This is a genomic window from Chryseobacterium sp. D764 (assembly GCF_019317325.1).
Classification (GTDB): Bacteria; Bacteroidota; Bacteroidia; order Flavobacteriales; family Weeksellaceae; genus Chryseobacterium.
Genome location: NZ_CP079219.1, coordinates 3,822,362 through 3,842,500, shown reverse-complemented (window position 1 = coordinate 3,842,500; position 20,139 = coordinate 3,822,362). Strand labels below are relative to the sequence as shown.

Below are 20,139 nucleotides of genomic sequence, written 5' to 3'. Positions count from 1 at the left end.
AGCACCTTAGGATTCTCTCCTCGACTACCTGTGTCGGTTTTGGTACGGGTTGCTTCACTTCGGCTTTTCTTGGAAGCACTTTCCCTACAGCAGCTTCGCCCGAAGGCTAGGCCTTGACTATTCCGTCAGTCTCCAGTAAGTACGGCACTCCGTCCCCTTTTTAGTGTGAGCAAGTATGGGAATATTAACCCATTGTCCATCCACTACCCCTTTCGGGTTCGCGTTAGGTCCCGACTAACCCTCAGCTGATTAGCATGGCTGAGGAAACCTTAGTCTTTCGGTGAGCGGGTTTCTCGCCCGCTTTATCGTTACTTATGCCTACATTTTCTTTTCTATCCGCTCCACAATACCTCACAGTACTGCTTCAGCGCAAATAGAATGCTCTCCTACCAGATGTATCTAAAATACAAATCCATAGCTTCGGTAATATGTTTATGCCCGATTATTATCCATGCCGGACCGCTCGACTAGTGAGCTGTTACGCACTCTTTAAATGAATGGCTGCTTCCAAGCCAACATCCTAGCTGTCAATGCAGTCCAACCGCGTTGTTTCAACTTAACATATATTTTGGGACCTTAGCTGTTGGTCTGGGTTCTTTCCCTCTCGGACATGGACCTTAGCACCCATGCCCTCACTGCCGTAGAACATTTATTAGCATTCGGAGTTTGTCAGGAATTGGTAGGCGATGAAACCCCCGCATCCAATCAGTAGCTCTACCTCTAATAAACTTATATACGACGCTGCACCTAAATGCATTTCGGAGAGTACGAGCTATCTCCCAGTTTGATTGGCCTTTCACCCCTACCCACAGGTCATCCGAAGACTTTTCAACGTCAACCGGTTCGGTCCTCCACTCTGTGTTACCAGAGCTTCAACCTGCCCATGGGTAGATCACAAGGTTTCGCGTCTAATCCTACTAACTATACGCCCTATTCAGACTCGCTTTCGCTCCGGCTCCGGTACTTAATACCTTAACCTCGCTAGTAAAATTAACTCGTAGGCTCATTATGCAAAAGGCACGCCGTCACAGCTTAATGCTGCTCCGACCGCTTGTAGGCGTACGGTTTCAGGTTCTATTTCACCCTTCTATTCGAAGTGCTTTTCACCTTTCCTTCACAGTACTTGTTCACTATCGGTCTTTCAGGAGTATTTAGCCTTGGAGGATGGTCCCCCCATATTCAGACAGGATTTCACGTGTCCCGCCCTACTCATTTATCACTCAAATATGCCTTTCATATACGGGGCTATCACCCTCTACGGCCGTTCTTTCCAGAACATTCTATTAAACATATATCAGCTTTTGGGCTAATCCGCTTTCGCTCGCCACTACTTACGGAATCTCTTCGATTTCTTTTCCTCCGGGTACTTAGATGTTTCAGTTCTCCGGGTTTGCTCCTCTTACGAGGTGACTGGTCTTCAACCAGCCGGGTTGCCCCATTCGGACATCTGCGGATCAATTCGTGTGTGCCAATCCCCGCAGCTTTTCGCAGCTTACCACGTCCTTCGTCGCCTCTGAAAGCCTAGGCATCCGCCATACGCCCTTAACGATTTCTTTCCTAATAATTATATTAGTTCAGTATTTTTTGATAAATTTAATTTATCGATATTTTTATAAACTCGGCACTCGAAAGTGCTCGGTTATCTCTTTGTGATGTCTTTACCGTTAATGTCAATGATCTTAAATTCTTTTTGTACAACTGATGAACAGATATTGTTTTTGGCTCTATCCGTAACTTTTAAATCAGTCTTCCAAAACTGTGGAGAATAAGGGAGTCGAACCCTTGACCTCCTGCGTGCAAGGCAGGCGCTCTAGCCAGCTGAGCTAATTCCCCTCTAGTTGCTGTTGGCTATTTGCTTCTGGCTTCTGGCATTTTTGCCATCAGCTATAAGCTATTTGCCAGCCGCTTTAATTAGTAGTCTCGGGCAGGCTCGAACTGCCGACCTCTACATTATCAGTGTAGCGCTCTAACCAGCTGAGCTACGAGACTTTATATGAGTTATGGGAATGAGTAAGTAAGTTATACTTTTCCTCTTCTTCATTTCTCAATCTCTTTCCCTATACTAATTTCTAGTGGGTGTTGTATTTTTAATATAACCAACCAAACAAAAAACTAAAGCTTTACTTTGAAGTAAGTGCATGGTACATTTAAGTACCTTTGTTTTTTTATCGTCTTACGACGCTCTAAAATGAGATGTTCCAGCCGCACCTTCCGGTACGGCTACCTTGTTACGACTTAGCCCTAGTTACCTGTTTTACCCTAGGCAGCTCCTTTTACGGTCACCGACTTCAGGTACCCCAGACTTCCATGGCTTGACGGGCGGTGTGTACAAGGCCCGGGAACGTATTCACCGCGCCATGGCTGATGCGCGATTACTAGCGATTCCAGCTTCATAGAGTCGAGTTGCAGACTCCAATCCGAACTGAGACCAGCTTTCGAGATTTGCATCACGTCACCGTGTAGCTGCCCTCTGTACTGGCCATTGTATTACGTGTGTGGCCCAAGGCGTAAGGGCCGTGATGATTTGACGTCATCCCCACCTTCCTCTCTACTTGCGTAGGCAGTCTCACTAGAGTCCCCAACTTAATGATGGCAACTAGTGACAGGGGTTGCGCTCGTTGCAGGACTTAACCTAACACCTCACGGCACGAGCTGACGACAACCATGCAGCACCTTGAAAAATGTCCGAAGAAAAGTCTATTTCTAAACCTGTCATTTCCCATTTAAGCCTTGGTAAGGTTCCTCGCGTATCATCGAATTAAACCACATAATCCACCGCTTGTGCGGGCCCCCGTCAATTCCTTTGAGTTTCATTCTTGCGAACGTACTCCCCAGGTGGCTAACTTATCACTTTCGCTTAGTCTCTGATTCCGAAAAACCAAAAACGAGTTAGCATCGTTTACGGCGTGGACTACCAGGGTATCTAATCCTGTTCGCTCCCCACGCTTTCGTCCATCAGCGTCAGTTGTTGCTTAGTAACCTGCCTTCGCAATTGGTGTTCTAAGTAATATCTATGCATTTCACCGCTACACTACTTATTCCAGCTACTTCAACAACACTCAAGACCTGCAGTATCAATGGCAGTTTCACAGTTAAGCTGTGAGATTTCACCACTGACTTACAGATCCGCCTACGGACCCTTTAAACCCAATAAATCCGGATAACGCTTGCACCCTCCGTATTACCGCGGCTGCTGGCACGGAGTTAGCCGGTGCTTATTCGTATAGTACCTTCAGCTACCCTCACGAGGGTAGGTTTATCCCTATACAAAAGAAGTTTACAACCCATAGGGCCGTCGTCCTTCACGCGGGATGGCTGGATCAGGCTCTCACCCATTGTCCAATATTCCTCACTGCTGCCTCCCGTAGGAGTCTGGTCCGTGTCTCAGTACCAGTGTGGGGGATCACCCTCTCAGGCCCCCTAAAGATCGTTGACTTGGTGAGCCGTTACCTCACCAACTATCTAATCTTGCGCGTGCCCATCTCTATCCACCGGAGTTTTCAATTTAAAATGATGCCATTCTAAATATTATGGGGTATTAATCTCCCTTTCGAAAGGCTATCCCCCAGATAAAGGCAGGTTGCACACGTGTTCCGCACCCGTACGCCGCTCTCTCATTTCCGAAGAAACAATACCGCTCGGCTTGCATGTGTTAGGCCTCCCGCTAGCGTTCATCCTGAGCCAGGATCAAACTCTCCATTGTATGTTTGTCTGACTCACTCAAAGTTTTTTTTACGCTTTAGTTTTTCCTTACTTGGTTGTTATATTGTATGTCAATGATCTTTATATCTTTCGCTTTGTAACGAAGCACTCTCTTCTGTCAGTGGCGCTCCGTATTTGCGAGTGCAAAAGTAAAACTTTATTTCTTAATGACCAAATGTTTTGAAAGAAAATTTTAAAGTTTTTTAAGTAACCTTAATCCCTCTCCTAAACCTTAATCACTCTACTCCTGCGCTCCCTTTATTTGGGACTGCAAAGATACAAACTCTTTTTAAACTCGCAACTTTTTTTGATAAAAAAATTAAAGTTTTTTGTCTGCCTCTTTTTGAAGTATCATAATGTCTATGCTTATCTAAAAGCTCTCCTGCGCTACTGTATTACTCTCGTTTTTCAGTGGGGCAAAGATAACAACTTATTGCAACGCAAAACAACTTTATTTAACATAAAAATACGAAAAGTGGATAACTATTTCCGTATACATATGTTATTCAGACGATTAATTACAATTTATACTTATCCACAATGAGTATTCAGAAATGAATATCATTAAAATACATATATAAGATTTAATTCTAATGCGTAAATCTCCAAAAGCAATTGCATTTATATGGGACATTTATCATAGCAATATACTTAATCCAGTGCCTCAAAGCGGACAAAAATTTTATAGAATATAATTTACATACTGGAAATGTATCAAACTATAAATTTATTTGGTTCTAAGATTCAAACATGAAATTAAATTGAAGGTAGATTATATAGATTCTAGAGTGTACAAGCAATACGGCACTTTATACTATGTACAAAATAAAGGCAAAGATTTATATAGTTTTGTAAGTTATGAATTATGAGTTGTGAGATTCTGGTATGAACTGTGGATGAGAAATGATAAGTTCTAAATCGAACTAATATCTCTTTTTCCGATTATGTCATTCCGTAGGAATCAAGGCTTATTTATTAGAATCTTAAGAGTTCAAAGGAATACTATAGATGTTTTAATATTTAAGTGATTGATAAATTGATAATCTTAGATCTACTTAATTATAAAATTTAAAAGGTATTGTATAGACTCCTACGGAGTGGAATATGTATCAATGATGTATATCTATTGCTCATTACTTATCTTTTAGGGTTGTGCTTGTTTGGGTGTTTGGGTATAACGCAAAAAAAATCCTTTATCTTATGATAAAGGATTTTTTAAAAATAAAATAAAAACTGGCGGCGGCCTACTCTCCCGCTTTCGCAGTACCATCGGCGCTGGTGGGCTTAACTTCTGTGTTCGGAATGGGAACAGGTGAGCCCCACCGCTAAAACCACCCTAAAGAAGGTATATAAGGTTGCACGGTATAGGTAAAAGGATACAGGTTTTACCTGCTTCCCAATAGCTACCATCTGCTACCTGGTTATTTTCGATAAAAACTTTCACAAAGAGGTAACCTTGCTGCACTTTCGTGCGCCATATTAGGCTATAAATCTACGGGTAATTAGTACTACTCGGCTATGACATTACTGTCTTTACACCTGTAGCCTATCAACGTCGTCATCTCCAACGACCCTTAAAAGATGTCTCATCTTGAGGCGAGTTTCGCACTTATATGCTTTCAGTGCTTATCTCTTCCAAACGTAGCTACTCAGCAGTGCACCTGGCGGTACAACTGATACACCAGAGGTTTGTTCAATTCGGTCCTCTCGTACTAGAATCAAGCCCTCTCAAACATCTAACGCCCGCAATAGATAGAGACCGAACTGTCTCACGACGTTCTGAACCCAGCTCGCGTGCCACTTTAATGGGCGAACAGCCCAACCCTTGGGACCTTCTCCAGCCCCAGGATGTGACGAGCCGACATCGAGGTGCCGAACCTCCCCGTCGATGTGAGCTCTTGGGGGAGACTAGCCTGTTATCCCCGGAGTACCTTTTATCCTATGAGCGATGGCCCTTCCATACGGAACCACCGGATCACTATGTCCTGCTTTCGCACCTGATCGACTTGTAGGTCTCACAGTCAAGCACCCTTATGCCATTACACTCTACGCACGGTTACCAAGCGTGCTGAGGGTACCTTTGAAAGCCTCCGTTACTCTTTTGGAGGCGACCACCCCAGTCAAACTACCCACCACGCAATGTCCTTCCCTTAAGAAGTTAGGCTCCAAGTAAGTAAAGGGTGGTATTTCAACGTTGGCTCCACCTACACTAGCGTGCAAGCTTCAAAGCCTCCCACCTATCCTACACATTACTTACTCAAAGTCAATACGAAGTTATAGTAAAGGTTCACAGGGTCTTTTCGTCCCATTGCGGGTAATCGGCATCTTCACCGATACTACAATTTCACAGAGCTCATGGTTGAGACAGTGCCCAGATCGTTACACCATTCGTGCAGGTCGGAACTTACCCGACAAGGAATTTCGCTACCTTAGGACCGTTATAGTTACGGCCGCCGTTTACTGGGGCTTCAGTCAATGCCTTCGGTTTAACCCTAAGCACCTTCCTTAACCTTCCAGCACCGGGCAGGTGTCAGACCCTATACTGCATCTTTCGATTTTGCAGAGTCCTGTGTTTTTGATAAACAGTCGCCTGGGCCTCTTTACTGCGGCCACCATTGCTGATGGCGTCTCTTCTCCCGAAGTTACGAGACTATTTTGCCTAGTTCCTTAACCATGATTCACTCTAGCACCTTAGGATTCTCTCCTCGACTACCTGTGTCGGTTTTGGTACGGGTTGCTTCACTTCGGCTTTTCTTGGAAGCACTTTCCCTACAGCAGCTTCGCCCGAAGGCTAGGCCTTGACTATTCCGTCAGTCTCCAGTAAGTACGGCACTCCGTCCCCTTTTTAGTGTGAGCAAGTATGGGAATATTAACCCATTGTCCATCCACTACCCCTTTCGGGTTCGCGTTAGGTCCCGACTAACCCTCAGCTGATTAGCATGGCTGAGGAAACCTTAGTCTTTCGGTGAGCGGGTTTCTCGCCCGCTTTATCGTTACTTATGCCTACATTTTCTTTTCTATCCGCTCCACAATACCTCACAGTACTGCTTCAGCGCAAATAGAATGCTCTCCTACCAGATGTATCTAAAATACAAATCCATAGCTTCGGTAATATGTTTATGCCCGATTATTATCCATGCCGGACCGCTCGACTAGTGAGCTGTTACGCACTCTTTAAATGAATGGCTGCTTCCAAGCCAACATCCTAGCTGTCAATGCAGTCCAACCGCGTTGTTTCAACTTAACATATATTTTGGGACCTTAGCTGTTGGTCTGGGTTCTTTCCCTCTCGGACATGGACCTTAGCACCCATGCCCTCACTGCCGTAGAACATTTATTAGCATTCGGAGTTTGTCAGGAATTGGTAGGCGATGAAACCCCCGCATCCAATCAGTAGCTCTACCTCTAATAAACTTATATACGACGCTGCACCTAAATGCATTTCGGAGAGTACGAGCTATCTCCCAGTTTGATTGGCCTTTCACCCCTACCCACAGGTCATCCGAAGACTTTTCAACGTCAACCGGTTCGGTCCTCCACTCTGTGTTACCAGAGCTTCAACCTGCCCATGGGTAGATCACAAGGTTTCGCGTCTAATCCTACTAACTATACGCCCTATTCAGACTCGCTTTCGCTCCGGCTCCGGTACTTAATACCTTAACCTCGCTAGTAAAATTAACTCGTAGGCTCATTATGCAAAAGGCACGCCGTCACAGCTTAATGCTGCTCCGACCGCTTGTAGGCGTACGGTTTCAGGTTCTATTTCACCCTTCTATTCGAAGTGCTTTTCACCTTTCCTTCACAGTACTTGTTCACTATCGGTCTTTCAGGAGTATTTAGCCTTGGAGGATGGTCCCCCCATATTCAGACAGGATTTCACGTGTCCCGCCCTACTCATTTATCACTCAAATATGCCTTTCATATACGGGGCTATCACCCTCTACGGCCGTTCTTTCCAGAACATTCTATTAAACATATATCAGCTTTTGGGCTAATCCGCTTTCGCTCGCCACTACTTACGGAATCTCTTCGATTTCTTTTCCTCCGGGTACTTAGATGTTTCAGTTCTCCGGGTTTGCTCCTCTTACGAGGTGACTGGTCTTCAACCAGCCGGGTTGCCCCATTCGGACATCTGCGGATCAATTCGTGTGTGCCAATCCCCGCAGCTTTTCGCAGCTTACCACGTCCTTCGTCGCCTCTGAAAGCCTAGGCATCCGCCATACGCCCTTAACGATTTCTTTCCTAATAATTATATTAGTTCAGTATTTTTTGATAAATTTAATTTATCGATATTTTTATAAACTCGGCACTCGAAAGTGCTCGGTTATCTCTTTGTGATGTCTTTACCGTTAATGTCAATGATCTTAAATTCTTTTTGTACAACTGATGAACAGATATTGTTTTTGGCTCTATCCGTAACTTTTAAATCAGTCTTCCAAAACTGTGGAGAATAAGGGAGTCGAACCCTTGACCTCCTGCGTGCAAGGCAGGCGCTCTAGCCAGCTGAGCTAATTCCCCTCTAGTTGCTGTTGGCTATTTGCTTCTGGCTTCTGGCATTTTTGCCATCAGCTATAAGCTATTTGCCAGCCGCTTTAATTAGTAGTCTCGGGCAGGCTCGAACTGCCGACCTCTACATTATCAGTGTAGCGCTCTAACCAGCTGAGCTACGAGACTTTATATGAGTTATGGGAATGAGTAAGTAAGTTATACTTTTCCTCTTCTTCATTTCTCAATCTCTTTCCCTATACTAATTTCTAGTGGGTGTTGTATTTTTAATATAACCAACCAAACAAAAAACTAAAGCTTTACTTTGAAGTAAGTGCATGGTACATTTAAGTACCTTTGTTTTTTTATCGTCTTACGACGCTCTAAAATGAGATGTTCCAGCCGCACCTTCCGGTACGGCTACCTTGTTACGACTTAGCCCTAGTTACCTGTTTTACCCTAGGCAGCTCCTTTTACGGTCACCGACTTCAGGTACCCCAGACTTCCATGGCTTGACGGGCGGTGTGTACAAGGCCCGGGAACGTATTCACCGCGCCATGGCTGATGCGCGATTACTAGCGATTCCAGCTTCATAGAGTCGAGTTGCAGACTCCAATCCGAACTGAGACCAGCTTTCGAGATTTGCATCACGTCACCGTGTAGCTGCCCTCTGTACTGGCCATTGTATTACGTGTGTGGCCCAAGGCGTAAGGGCCGTGATGATTTGACGTCATCCCCACCTTCCTCTCTACTTGCGTAGGCAGTCTCACTAGAGTCCCCAACTTAATGATGGCAACTAGTGACAGGGGTTGCGCTCGTTGCAGGACTTAACCTAACACCTCACGGCACGAGCTGACGACAACCATGCAGCACCTTGAAAAATGTCCGAAGAAAAGTCTATTTCTAAACCTGTCATTTCCCATTTAAGCCTTGGTAAGGTTCCTCGCGTATCATCGAATTAAACCACATAATCCACCGCTTGTGCGGGCCCCCGTCAATTCCTTTGAGTTTCATTCTTGCGAACGTACTCCCCAGGTGGCTAACTTATCACTTTCGCTTAGTCTCTGATTCCGAAAAACCAAAAACGAGTTAGCATCGTTTACGGCGTGGACTACCAGGGTATCTAATCCTGTTCGCTCCCCACGCTTTCGTCCATCAGCGTCAGTTGTTGCTTAGTAACCTGCCTTCGCAATTGGTGTTCTAAGTAATATCTATGCATTTCACCGCTACACTACTTATTCCAGCTACTTCAACAACACTCAAGACCTGCAGTATCAATGGCAGTTTCACAGTTAAGCTGTGAGATTTCACCACTGACTTACAGATCCGCCTACGGACCCTTTAAACCCAATAAATCCGGATAACGCTTGCACCCTCCGTATTACCGCGGCTGCTGGCACGGAGTTAGCCGGTGCTTATTCGTATAGTACCTTCAGCTACCCTCACGAGGGTAGGTTTATCCCTATACAAAAGAAGTTTACAACCCATAGGGCCGTCGTCCTTCACGCGGGATGGCTGGATCAGGCTCTCACCCATTGTCCAATATTCCTCACTGCTGCCTCCCGTAGGAGTCTGGTCCGTGTCTCAGTACCAGTGTGGGGGATCACCCTCTCAGGCCCCCTAAAGATCGTTGACTTGGTGAGCCGTTACCTCACCAACTATCTAATCTTGCGCGTGCCCATCTCTATCCACCGGAGTTTTCAATTTAAAATGATGCCATTCTAAATATTATGGGGTATTAATCTCCCTTTCGAAAGGCTATCCCCCAGATAAAGGCAGGTTGCACACGTGTTCCGCACCCGTACGCCGCTCTCTCATTTCCGAAGAAACAATACCGCTCGGCTTGCATGTGTTAGGCCTCCCGCTAGCGTTCATCCTGAGCCAGGATCAAACTCTCCATTGTATGTTTGTCTGACTCACTCAAAGTTTTTTTTACGCTTTAGTTTTTCCTTACTTGGTTGTTATATTGTATGTCAATGATCTTTATATCTTTCGCTTTGTAACGAAGCACTCTCTTCTGTCAGTGGCGCTCCGTATTTGCGAGTGCAAAAGTAAAACTTTATTTCTTAATGACCAAATGTTTTGAAAGAAAATTTTAAAGTTTTTTAAGTAACCTTAATCCCTCTCCTAAACCTTAATCACTCTACTCCTGCGCTCCCTTTATTTGGGACTGCAAAGATACAAACTCTTTTTAAACTCGCAACTTTTTTTGATAAAAAAATTAAAGTTTTTTGTCTGCCTCTTTTTGAAGTATCATAATGTCTATGCTTATCTAAAAGCTCTCCTGCGCTACTGTATTACTCTCGTTTTTCAGTGGGGCAAAGATAACAACTTATTGCAACGCAAAACAACTTTATTTAACATAAATTTTACACACCCGTAATATTTAACCCTAATACGCTGGAACGCAGAGAGAAAAATTTTAAACATTTGTTTGGGAGATTCAAGGGAGCGCTTTGAGGGAGAAGAAATCATGAGTAATGGGGTAATGAAAGATACATTCTATTATATATATAAGATAAAGGGAAGGTTGGGGGAAAGGTGCAAGGGGAAGCTTTTATAAAACAGGCTCCCTTCGTCTACGCTCAGGATAATAGTGCGTTCTTATGGAATGAGTACTGGTTAACCACAGATCACGCATTTGCACAGATGATGATGTATATTTAGTATAGGGTATTTCGGGGGAATTCATAATTCATCATTAACCTCCCCCTAGCCCTGATAGAAATGGGTACCCCGCAGCATGCGTTGGAGAGCAGGCGGATTTGAGAATCGCACAGCCCGGGCGTGAGGAGTATGAATGCATAGCAGGAAATAGCTCCTGAAAAAGATCATCTGTATAATAATGGATAAGATATATTTTCCGAAATGGTTCCAAAAAAAACATTCCGTAAGAATCCTACGCGTGGGACTCCTACGGAATGTTTTATAAAATAAAGTTATATTTTTAGTTCAGAACGTATGATGTTCCATCTCTTCCGTCTTTTAATTCGATTCCTTCTGCAAGCAGTTTGTCTCTGATCTGATCTGAAAGGTCAAAATTCTTGGATTTTCTTGCCTGATTTCTCAGTTCAATTAAAACTTTTAAAGTTTGATCAAGTTTTTCATTGTTATTTTCTTCCACGGTCTGTAATCCCAGAACGTCAAAGATAAAGGCATTCAATGTTGACTTTAAATCTTCTAGATCTGCAGTTGAAATTGTTTCTTTACCATCGTTCAAGGCAAAGATGTATTTCACAGCTTCAAACAGGTGAGCAATCAGGATTGGTGAATTGAAATCATCAGTCAAAGCTTCATATGCTTTATCTTTCCATTCTTTCAGGCTGAAACCGGATTGTTTGGTATCATCAGGGGTGATTGAGTTCAATACTTTCACCGCTTCCATTAGCCTGATAAATCCTTTTTCGCTGGCTATCATTGCATCGTTTGAAATATCCAGAACACTTCTGTAGTGTGCCTGCAGGAAGCAGAAACGTACAATTGAAGGGTGGAAAGGTTTTTCAAAGAAGTCATTATCTCCTGTAACCAGCTGCATCGGAAGGATATAGTTCCCAGTGGATTTGCTCATACGTTGAGAATTCATCGTCAACATATTGGCATGCATCCAGTAGTTTACCGGAGCTGTACCATTACAAGCTTTTCCTTGTGCAATTTCACATTCGTGGTGAGGGAATTTAAGGTCCATCCCTCCTCCATGGATATCAAATGTTTCACCTAAATATTTCGTACTCATTGCAGTACATTCAAGGTGCCATCCCGGGAAGCCTTCTCCCCAAGGGGAATTCCATCTCATAATGTGAGCTGGAGATGCTTTTTTCCACAAAGCAAAATCCTGTGGATTTTTCTTTTCTCCCTGGCCATCAAGGTCTCTGGTATTGGCAAAAAGTTCTTCTATATTACGTTTTGAAAGTTCGCCATAGTTCAATCCTCTTTTGTTGTATTCTAATACATCGAAGTATACTGAACCGTTGCTTTCGTAGGCAAATCCTTTTTCAATAAGTTTTTGAGTCAATTCGATCTGCTCCACAATATGTCCTGTAGCAGTAGGTTCGATATTGGGTGGCAAAAGATTGAACATATCCAATACTTTATGGAAATCTACTGTATATTTCTGTACAATTTCCATAGGCTCCAGTTTTTCAAGTCTGGTTTGCTTTACGAATCTGTCATTATCTACATTCCCATCATCAGTAAGGTGTCCAGCATCCGTGATATTTCTTACGTATCTTACTTTATACCCCAAATGCGTCAAGGTACGGTAGATAAAATCGAAGGAAAGGAAAGTTCTTACATTTCCTAAATGCACATTGCTGTATACTGTAGGTCCGCAGACATACATTCCGACATTTCCTTCTAAAATAGGTTTGAATATTTCTTTTTCCGCTGTAAGGGAGTTATATATTTTTAATTGCATTTATTTTTAAGTTAAAAGATTTAATAGTTTTAAAGATTCAAAAATTAGTTAAAAATTACTTTTGTCACAACAAATAATTGTTGTGATAAAAATCTTATTTGAAACTTTTTTAAATTTTATCATAATTAAATCGCTTTTAAATGATGTTGTAGGTGATCTACATAATCATTAATAATAAACTCCAATGTAAAAACCTGAGATTCTGTTTTGGTTGTATCACAGGTTCTCTGTAATGCTTCATCGGGAATATTTTCTACTACATGAACAATCTGATAGTTCAAAGACTTCCACAGATCAATAAGATCCAAAGTAGGAACATTCTGATAATTCTGAGCTTTTACCCAGATATTCTGATCATATACGATATTTTCGTTCTCTTTATATTGGGTTACGACAAATCTACGGATATTTGTTAAAGCACTGTCACAAAGATGGCCTATAATTTCTTTTTTAGACCATTTTTCTTGAGAGCTTTTGTATGACCATTCTTCTTCAGGGATATTTTGAAATCTCTGAAGTTCGGCATCAATAATATTTTTAAGAATTTGGTAGTTCATTGATTAATAATCTAGTTTTGCATGGCTTCCTACGTAATGCAAGAATTCCTGTCTTGTAATAGGATTTGTTCTGAAAATACCACTTAGCTCAGCAGTAATAGTAGAACTTGCTGTATCTTTTATCCCTCTGCAGTTGACACAAAGGTGTTTTGCATCAATAATACAAGCAACATCTTTTGTTCCCAAAGCTTCTTTCAAAGCATCTACAATCTGCATGGTAAGTCTTTCCTGAACCTGTGGTCTTTTCGCATAATAATCAACAATTCTATTGATTTTTGAAAGGCCTATTACTTCTCCATTGGAAATATAAGCAACATGGGCTCTTCCTATGATAGGTAAGAAGTGATGTTCACAGAAAGAATATACAGTGATATCTTTTTCCACCAGCATCTGGCGGTATTTGTATTTATTGGAAAAAGTGGAAATTCCCGGTTTGTTTTCGGGAAGAAGTCCTCCGAAAATCTCGTTCACATACATTTTGGCAACACGTCTGGGAGAATCTTTCAGAGAATCATCTGTCATATCCATACCCAATGTTTCCATAATCTCGCCAAAAAGCTCAGTAATTTTTTCTATTTTTTCCTGTGGCGATTTATCAAAAGCATCTTTCCTTATAGGCGTATGTTCTTTTCCAGTGAAAATATCATCGTCGTTATCAGTAAAATCAACCATTTTTATTTAATTTGCAGCAAAAATACGGATAATATCTATTTCTCTATTTCAAATAAGGTGAAAAACATTATCTTTTATAGCCATTTCTGATTAAAAAGCCTATGATTATTGTCGAGGAAGTACAAAATAAACACCATAAAAGGGAATTTCTGGAATTCCCTGCTCAACTTTATAAATACGACAAAAATTATATCCGTCCTTTAGATAAGTATATTGAGGAGATTTTTGATCCTGAAAAGAATAAATTCTTTAAAAATGGAGAGTGTAAAAGGTTTCTGTTTAAAAAGAATAACAAAACGGTGGGTAAAGTAGCTGTTTTTTTCAACCATTGTTATGAGCAGAAGCAACCTACCGGGGGAATTGGTTTTTTCGACTGTATCAATGATCAGGAAACAGCCAATTTTATTTTTGACTATTGTAAGAACTGGCTTCAGGAAAAAGGAATGGAAGCTATGGACGGCCCAATTAATTTTGGGGAAAGGGACAAATTCTGGGGACTTCTCATTGAAGGGTATATTGAGCCTTTGTTTGGAATGAATTACAACTTCCCTTACTACAAAGATCTTTTTGAAAATTATGGATTTCAGATTTATTTTGAGCAGCTTTGTTTTACCAGACCTGTTTTTGCTGAAGTTTCGCGAATCTTCACGATTGCCCATGAAAAAAACAGAAGAAATCCTGCCATTTCAGCTCAGCCTATGAAAAAGAATAATCTGGCGAAATTTGCAAAAGATTTTACTGAAGTTTATAATAAAGCATGGGCATCTCATGGAGAAGGAAAACATTTGGAAGAAGCAAAGGTTCTGAAAATGTTCAATGCGATGAAACCCATTATCAATGAGCATATCTCCTGGTTTGTATATGAAAATGAGAAACCGATTGCGATGTGGATCAATATTCCTGACCTTAACCAGTGGGCTAAATATTTGAATGGAAAGTTCGGAATTTTTGAAAAACTCAAGTTCTTATTTTTAAAACGATTTAAGAAAAATGAGAAAATGGTGGGGCTTGTTTTTGGTGTAGTTCCGGAATGGCAAAAGAAAGGTATTGACGGATATATGATTTGGGAAGGAACTCAACATTTGAGAAAACATACAGATTTTAAGATTACAGAACTACAGTGGATTGGTGATTTTAATCCTAAAATGATTAAGATTGCTGAAACTCTGGATACCACAGTAACGCGAAAGCTGGCTACTTACCGGTATCTGTTTGACAGGAATAAGGAGTTCGAGAGGCATGAAATTCTTTAGGGCAAGGAAGATGGAGGCTGGAAGAGAGAAGTTTATTAATTGTCATAACTTTTCCTGGATACTTGAGTTTAATTAACACAAAGTTTTTATTTGCGGCTGTTATATTTTTGAGGGAGCGAAAGTGGAATCAACTTCATTGATTCCTTCTAAGCCAGTGTATAATCCATTTTATTTTTAAGAGAAATTCTGTACAGGTTCTGATTAAAATAAAAACCCTGCCTTTTAAAGCAGGGTTCCTTCATTTTGGTACTTTTATTAGAATAGCTCACCGGCTACTTTTTTGATATTATCACTCTTCCCCATTGAGTAAAAGTGCAGAACAGGAACTCCAAAATCCAGCAATTCTTTGCATTGGGCAATCGCCCATTCTACTCCGATCTGCTTCACTGCTTCATTGTTCTTTGCATTTTCAACTTCATTGATCAGCTCTTCAGGAAGATCTATTTTGAATACCTGCGGCAGGATTTTCAAATGTTTTTTTGTGGCAATGGGTTTTATTCCCGGAATAATCGGAACTGTAATTCCAATTTCCCTTGCTTTCTGAACGAATTCTATATACTTTTTATTGTCAAAGAACATTTGAGTAACAATATAATCTGCTCCGGCATCTACTTTTTGTTTCAGCCACTTCAGATCATAATTCATGGAAGGTGCCTCCATATGTTTTTCCGGATATCCGGCAACACCGATGCAGAATTTATTCAATTCATCACATGCCTGTTCTTCGTTATGAAGGTATTTTCCTCTTCCCAGGTTATTGATCTGATCCACAAGATCCATGGCACTTGGATGTCCTCCCTGAGTAGGCTCAAAATACTGATGCCCTTTCATAGCATCTCCTCTTAGGGCCATTACATTATCTATCCCGAGGTACATACAGTCTACCAGAAGATATTCTGTCTCTTCTTTTGTAAAACCTCCGCAAAGAAGATGAGGAACCGTATCTACATTATATTTATGTTGAATAGCAGCACAAATCCCTAAGGTTCCCGGACGCATTCTCGTAATACGGCGTTCCATAAGTCCATTGCCTTTATCCAGATAGATATATTCTTCTCTGGATGTTGTAACATCAATGAAAGGCGGTTTGAATTCCATCAATGGATCTATATTCGTATAGAGGTCTTCAATCCCGATTCCTTTCTGTGGCGGAACAACTTCTAAGGAGAATAAAGTTTTTCCATTTGCATTTTTAATGTGTTCTGTTATCTTCATGTCAATGTTAATCTGCTAAATTTGGTGACAACCATTTTCTCGCTTCCTGGATACTGCAACCTCTTCTTGCTGCATAATCTTTAAGCTGGTCCTCTATAATTTTTCCTAATCCGAAGTATTTGGCATGCGGGCTTCCGAAATAATACCCGGAAACAGATGCTGTCGGGAACATCGCCAGGCTTTCTGTAAGGAAAACACCTGTATTTTCTTCTACTTTTAAAAGATCCCAGATTGTTTTCTTTTCCAGATGGTCTGGGCAAGCCGGATATCCCGGTGCCGGACGGATTCCTTTGTATTTTTCGGCAATCAATTCTTCGTTGCTTAAGCTTTCCTGATTGGCATATCCCCAATATTCTGTTCTTACTTTTTTGTGTAAGAATTCAGCATAGGCTTCTGCAAAACGATCTGCCAGGGCTTTTACCATAATGGAATTGTAATCATCATTGGCTTTTTCGTATTCACTGGACAATTCATCGGTTCCGAATCCGGTAGTTACACAGAATGCCCCCACATAATCGGTTTTTCCTGAGCTTTGAGGAGCGATGAAATCACTTAGTGCCAGATAATCTTTTCCTTTTGATCTTTGAGCCTGCTGTCTTAAGGTTAAAAACTTCGCCTGCTCATTGTTATTTTCATCAAAAATCAAGATATCATCAGATTCATTGGAATTGGCTTTAAAGATCCCGAAAATGGCTTTTGCTGTTAAAAGCTTTTCATCCAGAATTCTCTTTAGAATCACCTGAGCATCTTTGAATAATTCTTTCGCCTGAGCTCCTACCACCTCATCTTCCAGGATATTCGGGTATTTTCCGTGAAGATCCCAGCTTCTGAAAAACGGTGACCAGTCGATGAAAGGAAGAAGTTCCCTCAAATCCTGATTTTCGATAACTTTTATTCCTATCGTATTCGGAGTGAAAATCTCTTCATTCTCCCAATCAATTTTAAAATGATTCTCTCTTGCTTCCTGGATGGATACATAATCTTTATCCACCTGTCTGTTCAGGAACTTTTCTCTGAAGTCGGAATAGTCATTCTTTAAATCCGAAACATATTCTTTATTTCTGTCACCCAATAATGAGCTTACTACGTTTACGGCTCTTGATGCATCATTCACGTGAACAACTGCATTTTTATATTTTAAATCAATTTTCACTGCGGTATGCGCCTTTGAAGTTGTAGCACCACCGATTAATAAAGGAAAATCTAAATTTTGTCTTTCTAATTCTGAGGCGATATACACCATTTCATCCAAACTTGGTGTAATCAATCCGCTTAATCCTATAACGTCTACTTTTTCTGCAATAGCCGTCTGAATAATTTTTTCAGCCGGAACCATTACTCCAAGGTCGACGATTTCATAGTTGTTACAACCCAAAACAACACTCACAATATTTTTACCAATATCATGAACGTCCCCTTTTACTGTTGCCATTAAGATCTTTCCGTTGGCAGGTTTTGCTCCATCTTTTTCAGCTTCAATGAAAGGTTGCAGATAAGCCACAGCTTTTTTCATTACCCTTGCAGACTTTACGACCTGAGGTAAGAACATTTTCCCGCTTCCGAATAAATCTCCTACTACTCCCATTCCGGTCATCAGATTAATTTCGATTACATGAAGTGGTCTTGCAGCTGACTGTCTTGCTTCTTCTACATCTTCTTCAATAAAACGGTCGATCCCTTTTACCAATGCATAGGTAATTCTTTCCTGTAATGGATTGTTTCTCCATTCTAAGTCTTCGGTTTTTTCTTTTTTGACTGATTTGTGTTTTTCTGAATAGTCAAGAAGTCTTTCTGTAGCATCTTCTCTTTTATCCAGGATTACATCTTCTACAAGCTCCAGTAATTCTTTATTGATTTCATCATAAACTTCCAGCATCGCCGGGTTTACAATACCAATGTTCATTCCTGCCTGGATGGCGTGATAAAGAAAAACAGAGTGCATTGCTTCTCTCACAGTATCATTTCCACGGAAAGAGAAGGAAACATTACTCACTCCCCCACTCACGGATGCATAAGGAAGATTTTGTCTTACCCAACGTGTAGCTTCAATAAAGTCGATGGCATTTCTTCTGTGCTCATCCATTCCCGTTGCCACAGGAAAGATATTTAAGTCAAAAATGATGTCTTCTGCCGGAAAACCAAGTTGATTGACAAGAATATCATAAGAACGTTTTGAAATTTCAATTCTTCGTTCAAAACTGTCAGCCTGCCCTACCTCATCAAATGCCATTACAATAACTGCTGCTCCATATCTTTTAATAGCTTTGGCATGTTTGATAAATTCTTCCTCGCCTTCTTTCAAACTGATAGAATTTACCACACATTTTCCCTGAGCTACCTGAAGACCTGCTTCAAGGATTTCCCACTTGGAAGAATCTACCATGATCGGGATTCTTGCGATATCTGGTTCAGAGGCAATTAAGTTCAGGAATTTGATCATAGATGCTTTTCCATCAATCAATCCATCATCAAAGTTGACATCCAGAATCTGGGCACCTCCTTCTACCTGATGGCGGGCAATATCTAATGCTTCGGAGAATTTCTCCTCTTTGATCAGTCTTAAAAACTTTTTGGAACCGGCAACGTTAGTCCTTTCACCAACATTGATGAAATTGCTCTCCGGTGTTATGATAAGAGGCTCGAGGCCTGATAATCTTAAATATTTCATTTTATTCTTCTAAAATATAGTAGGCATTATTGGCATTCTGTCTCAATAAATCCCTATGCTTGCTTAAAGCAGTCAACAATGGAAATCTTTTATATGCAAGATCATATTCTCTGGCAAATTCTTCAATCTCCTCTGTGATCTCGTTGTAATACATATAACTGTAGTTCGGAAACAGATGATGTGCTACATGGAAATTAAAATTCCCCAACATATTCCTTACCAGCCAGTTATTTTCTTTTAAATCATTGGTCACTTCAAACTGATGACGAAGCCAGCTAAATGGCAGACCATTTTCTTTATTTAATTTTGGAAAGGCATTATCAGGAAGCGGATGCAAAGGCAGTAAAACAAACAATGCAAAAATACTTGCTGAAATTACCTGTAAAAACCACGCTCCTAAAGCCAACCCTATTGATACTTTAAAGAACATCACAGGAACCACAATCTGATAAAAGAAATAGAACAGCTTATAGCTTATCATTTTTACTTTTTCCATAACCGGTATTCTCCCCTGAGTCTTTAAAATCACTCTTTCTTTGTCAAAGAAGTCTCTGAAGTCTCTTATAAACATCCAATTGAACAAATAGAATGGATATACTAAAAAGAAAAACTTATCCTGATACCTCTGTACTCCTTTTGCTTTGATCCACGGTACGATTAACAGCAATCCGCTCTGCTCGATATCCGTGTCCCATCCATCTACATTGGGATATGCATGATGGCTTGCGATATGTCTTTTTTTCCAGATATAGGAGTTGGCTCCTATAAAATCAAAAATGTGAAGAACCAGCCCGTTCAGTCTTTTACTTTTATATATGTTGTTATGGGCTGCCTCATGAATTAGGTTTAAATAAATCAAAACCAGAGAAATTCCCATTAAAACAAAACTCAGAATATACATCCAATGTTTTTCAGCATTCAAAACAGCAAGAAAATATAACCCTATATAGACCAGTGGCAGAATAACCGCTTTGATCTGAATGTAGATATCCCTGTTTTCAGAAATGGTTTCTACTCTTTGGTTTACTTTCTTTCTCAGCTCATTAAATAATCTGATATCCTCCGAATCTTTTAAGTAAATTGGCTTTTTCATTATATTTAACTTTGTGGTTTACATAAAGTTACTATTTATAATTAGCCTTCATTCTTGATTTTAATTAAAAAAATCTATCA

The 20,139-nt window shown here is 40.9% G+C and carries 7 protein-coding genes, 4 tRNA genes and 5 rRNA genes (1 of these 16 running past the window's edge); 1 reads left to right on the top strand and 15 read right to left on the bottom strand.

Going from position 1 to position 20,139, the window contains the following annotated elements; genetic code table 11:
- The 12 genes from KYG33_RS17470 to folE all read right to left on the bottom strand — a co-directional run.
- Window positions 1-1,556 (bottom strand): 23S ribosomal RNA (locus tag KYG33_RS17470) (it extends 1,203 nt beyond the left edge of the window).
- A gap of 203 nt (window positions 1,557-1,759) precedes the next feature.
- Window positions 1,760-1,833, bottom strand: a tRNA-Ala gene (locus KYG33_RS17465).
- 82 nt (window positions 1,834-1,915) lie between these two features.
- Window positions 1,916-1,989: transfer RNA gene (locus KYG33_RS17460), tRNA-Ile, on the bottom strand.
- A 197-nt stretch (window positions 1,990-2,186) separates the two neighbouring features.
- Window positions 2,187-3,703: ribosomal RNA gene (locus KYG33_RS17455) — 16S ribosomal RNA — on the bottom strand.
- Between the two features lie 1,230 nt (window positions 3,704-4,933).
- A 5S ribosomal RNA gene (rrf, locus tag KYG33_RS17450) occupies window positions 4,934-5,041 on the bottom strand.
- A 143-nt stretch (window positions 5,042-5,184) separates the two neighbouring features.
- Window positions 5,185-7,943 (bottom strand): 23S ribosomal RNA (locus KYG33_RS17445).
- A 203-nt stretch (window positions 7,944-8,146) separates the two neighbouring features.
- Window positions 8,147-8,220, bottom strand: a tRNA-Ala gene (locus KYG33_RS17440).
- A gap of 82 nt (window positions 8,221-8,302) precedes the next feature.
- Window positions 8,303-8,376: transfer RNA gene (locus KYG33_RS17435), tRNA-Ile, on the bottom strand.
- Between the two features lie 197 nt (window positions 8,377-8,573).
- A 16S ribosomal RNA gene (locus KYG33_RS17430) occupies window positions 8,574-10,090 on the bottom strand.
- Together the 16S, 23S and 5S rRNA genes with 4 tRNA genes alongside form the textbook arrangement of a ribosomal RNA operon.
- A gap of 1,044 nt (window positions 10,091-11,134) precedes the next feature.
- Window positions 11,135-12,601, bottom strand: a complete 1,467-nt coding sequence (gene cysS / locus KYG33_RS17425; RefSeq protein ID WP_077413654.1) for a cysteine--tRNA ligase — start codon at window positions 12,599-12,601, stop codon at window positions 11,135-11,137.
- Window positions 12,602-12,726: 125 nt separating this feature from the next.
- Window positions 12,727-13,158: a DinB family protein gene (locus KYG33_RS17420; protein ID WP_219072133.1), complete on the bottom strand. Its 432-nt coding sequence runs from the start codon at window positions 13,156-13,158 to the stop codon at window positions 12,727-12,729.
- A gap of 3 nt (window positions 13,159-13,161) precedes the next feature.
- On the bottom strand, window positions 13,162-13,830 hold the full coding sequence (folE, locus tag KYG33_RS17415) for a GTP cyclohydrolase I FolE (protein ID WP_047376638.1): 669 nt from the start codon (window positions 13,828-13,830) through the stop codon (window positions 13,162-13,164).
- 101 nt (window positions 13,831-13,931) lie between these two features.
- On the opposite strand from folE, the gene KYG33_RS17410 reads away from it, so the two are divergent.
- Window positions 13,932-15,083, top strand: a complete 1,152-nt coding sequence (locus KYG33_RS17410) for a hypothetical protein (RefSeq protein ID WP_219072132.1) — start codon at window positions 13,932-13,934, stop codon at window positions 15,081-15,083.
- A gap of 255 nt (window positions 15,084-15,338) precedes the next feature.
- Here KYG33_RS17410 and metF read toward each other — a convergent pair whose 3' ends face one another.
- The 3 genes from metF to KYG33_RS17395 are packed head-to-tail and all read right to left on the bottom strand — an operon-like array spanning window position 15,339 to window position 20,059.
- Entirely contained in the window at window positions 15,339-16,298 is a 960-nt protein-coding gene (gene metF, locus KYG33_RS17405) for a methylenetetrahydrofolate reductase [NAD(P)H] (RefSeq protein WP_077413650.1), read from the bottom strand.
- 7 nt (window positions 16,299-16,305) lie between these two features.
- Window positions 16,306-18,966 carry a methionine synthase gene (metH, locus tag KYG33_RS17400; RefSeq protein WP_219072131.1) on the bottom strand — a complete coding sequence of 887 codons (2,661 nt, stop codon included), beginning with the start codon at window positions 18,964-18,966 and terminating at the stop codon, window positions 16,306-16,308.
- Window position 18,967: 1 nt separating this feature from the next.
- Window positions 18,968-20,059, bottom strand: a complete 1,092-nt coding sequence (locus KYG33_RS17395; protein ID WP_077413648.1) for a fatty acid desaturase family protein — start codon at window positions 20,057-20,059, stop codon at window positions 18,968-18,970.
- Window positions 20,060-20,139: the final 80 nt, after the last annotated feature.

Bases quoted from the DNA above. Each gene is read 5' to 3' on its own strand.
- KYG33_RS17410 (WP_219072132.1), top strand. From the start codon at position 13,932: ATGATTATTGTCGAGGAAGTACAAAATAAACACCATAAAAGGGAATTT.
- KYG33_RS17395 (WP_077413648.1), bottom strand. From the start codon at position 20,059: ATGAAAAAGCCAATTTACTTAAAAGATTCGGAGGATATCAGATTATTT.
- metH (WP_219072131.1), bottom strand. From the start codon at position 18,966: ATGAAATATTTAAGATTATCAGGCCTCGAGCCTCTTATCATAACACCG.
- cysS (WP_077413654.1), bottom strand. From the start codon at position 12,601: ATGCAATTAAAAATATATAACTCCCTTACAGCGGAAAAAGAAATATTC.
- folE (WP_047376638.1), bottom strand. From the start codon at position 13,830: ATGGTTGATTTTACTGATAACGACGATGATATTTTCACTGGAAAAGAA.
- KYG33_RS17420 (WP_219072133.1), bottom strand. From the start codon at position 13,158: ATGAACTACCAAATTCTTAAAAATATTATTGATGCCGAACTTCAGAGA.
- metF (WP_077413650.1), bottom strand. From the start codon at position 16,298: ATGAAGATAACAGAACACATTAAAAATGCAAATGGAAAAACTTTATTC.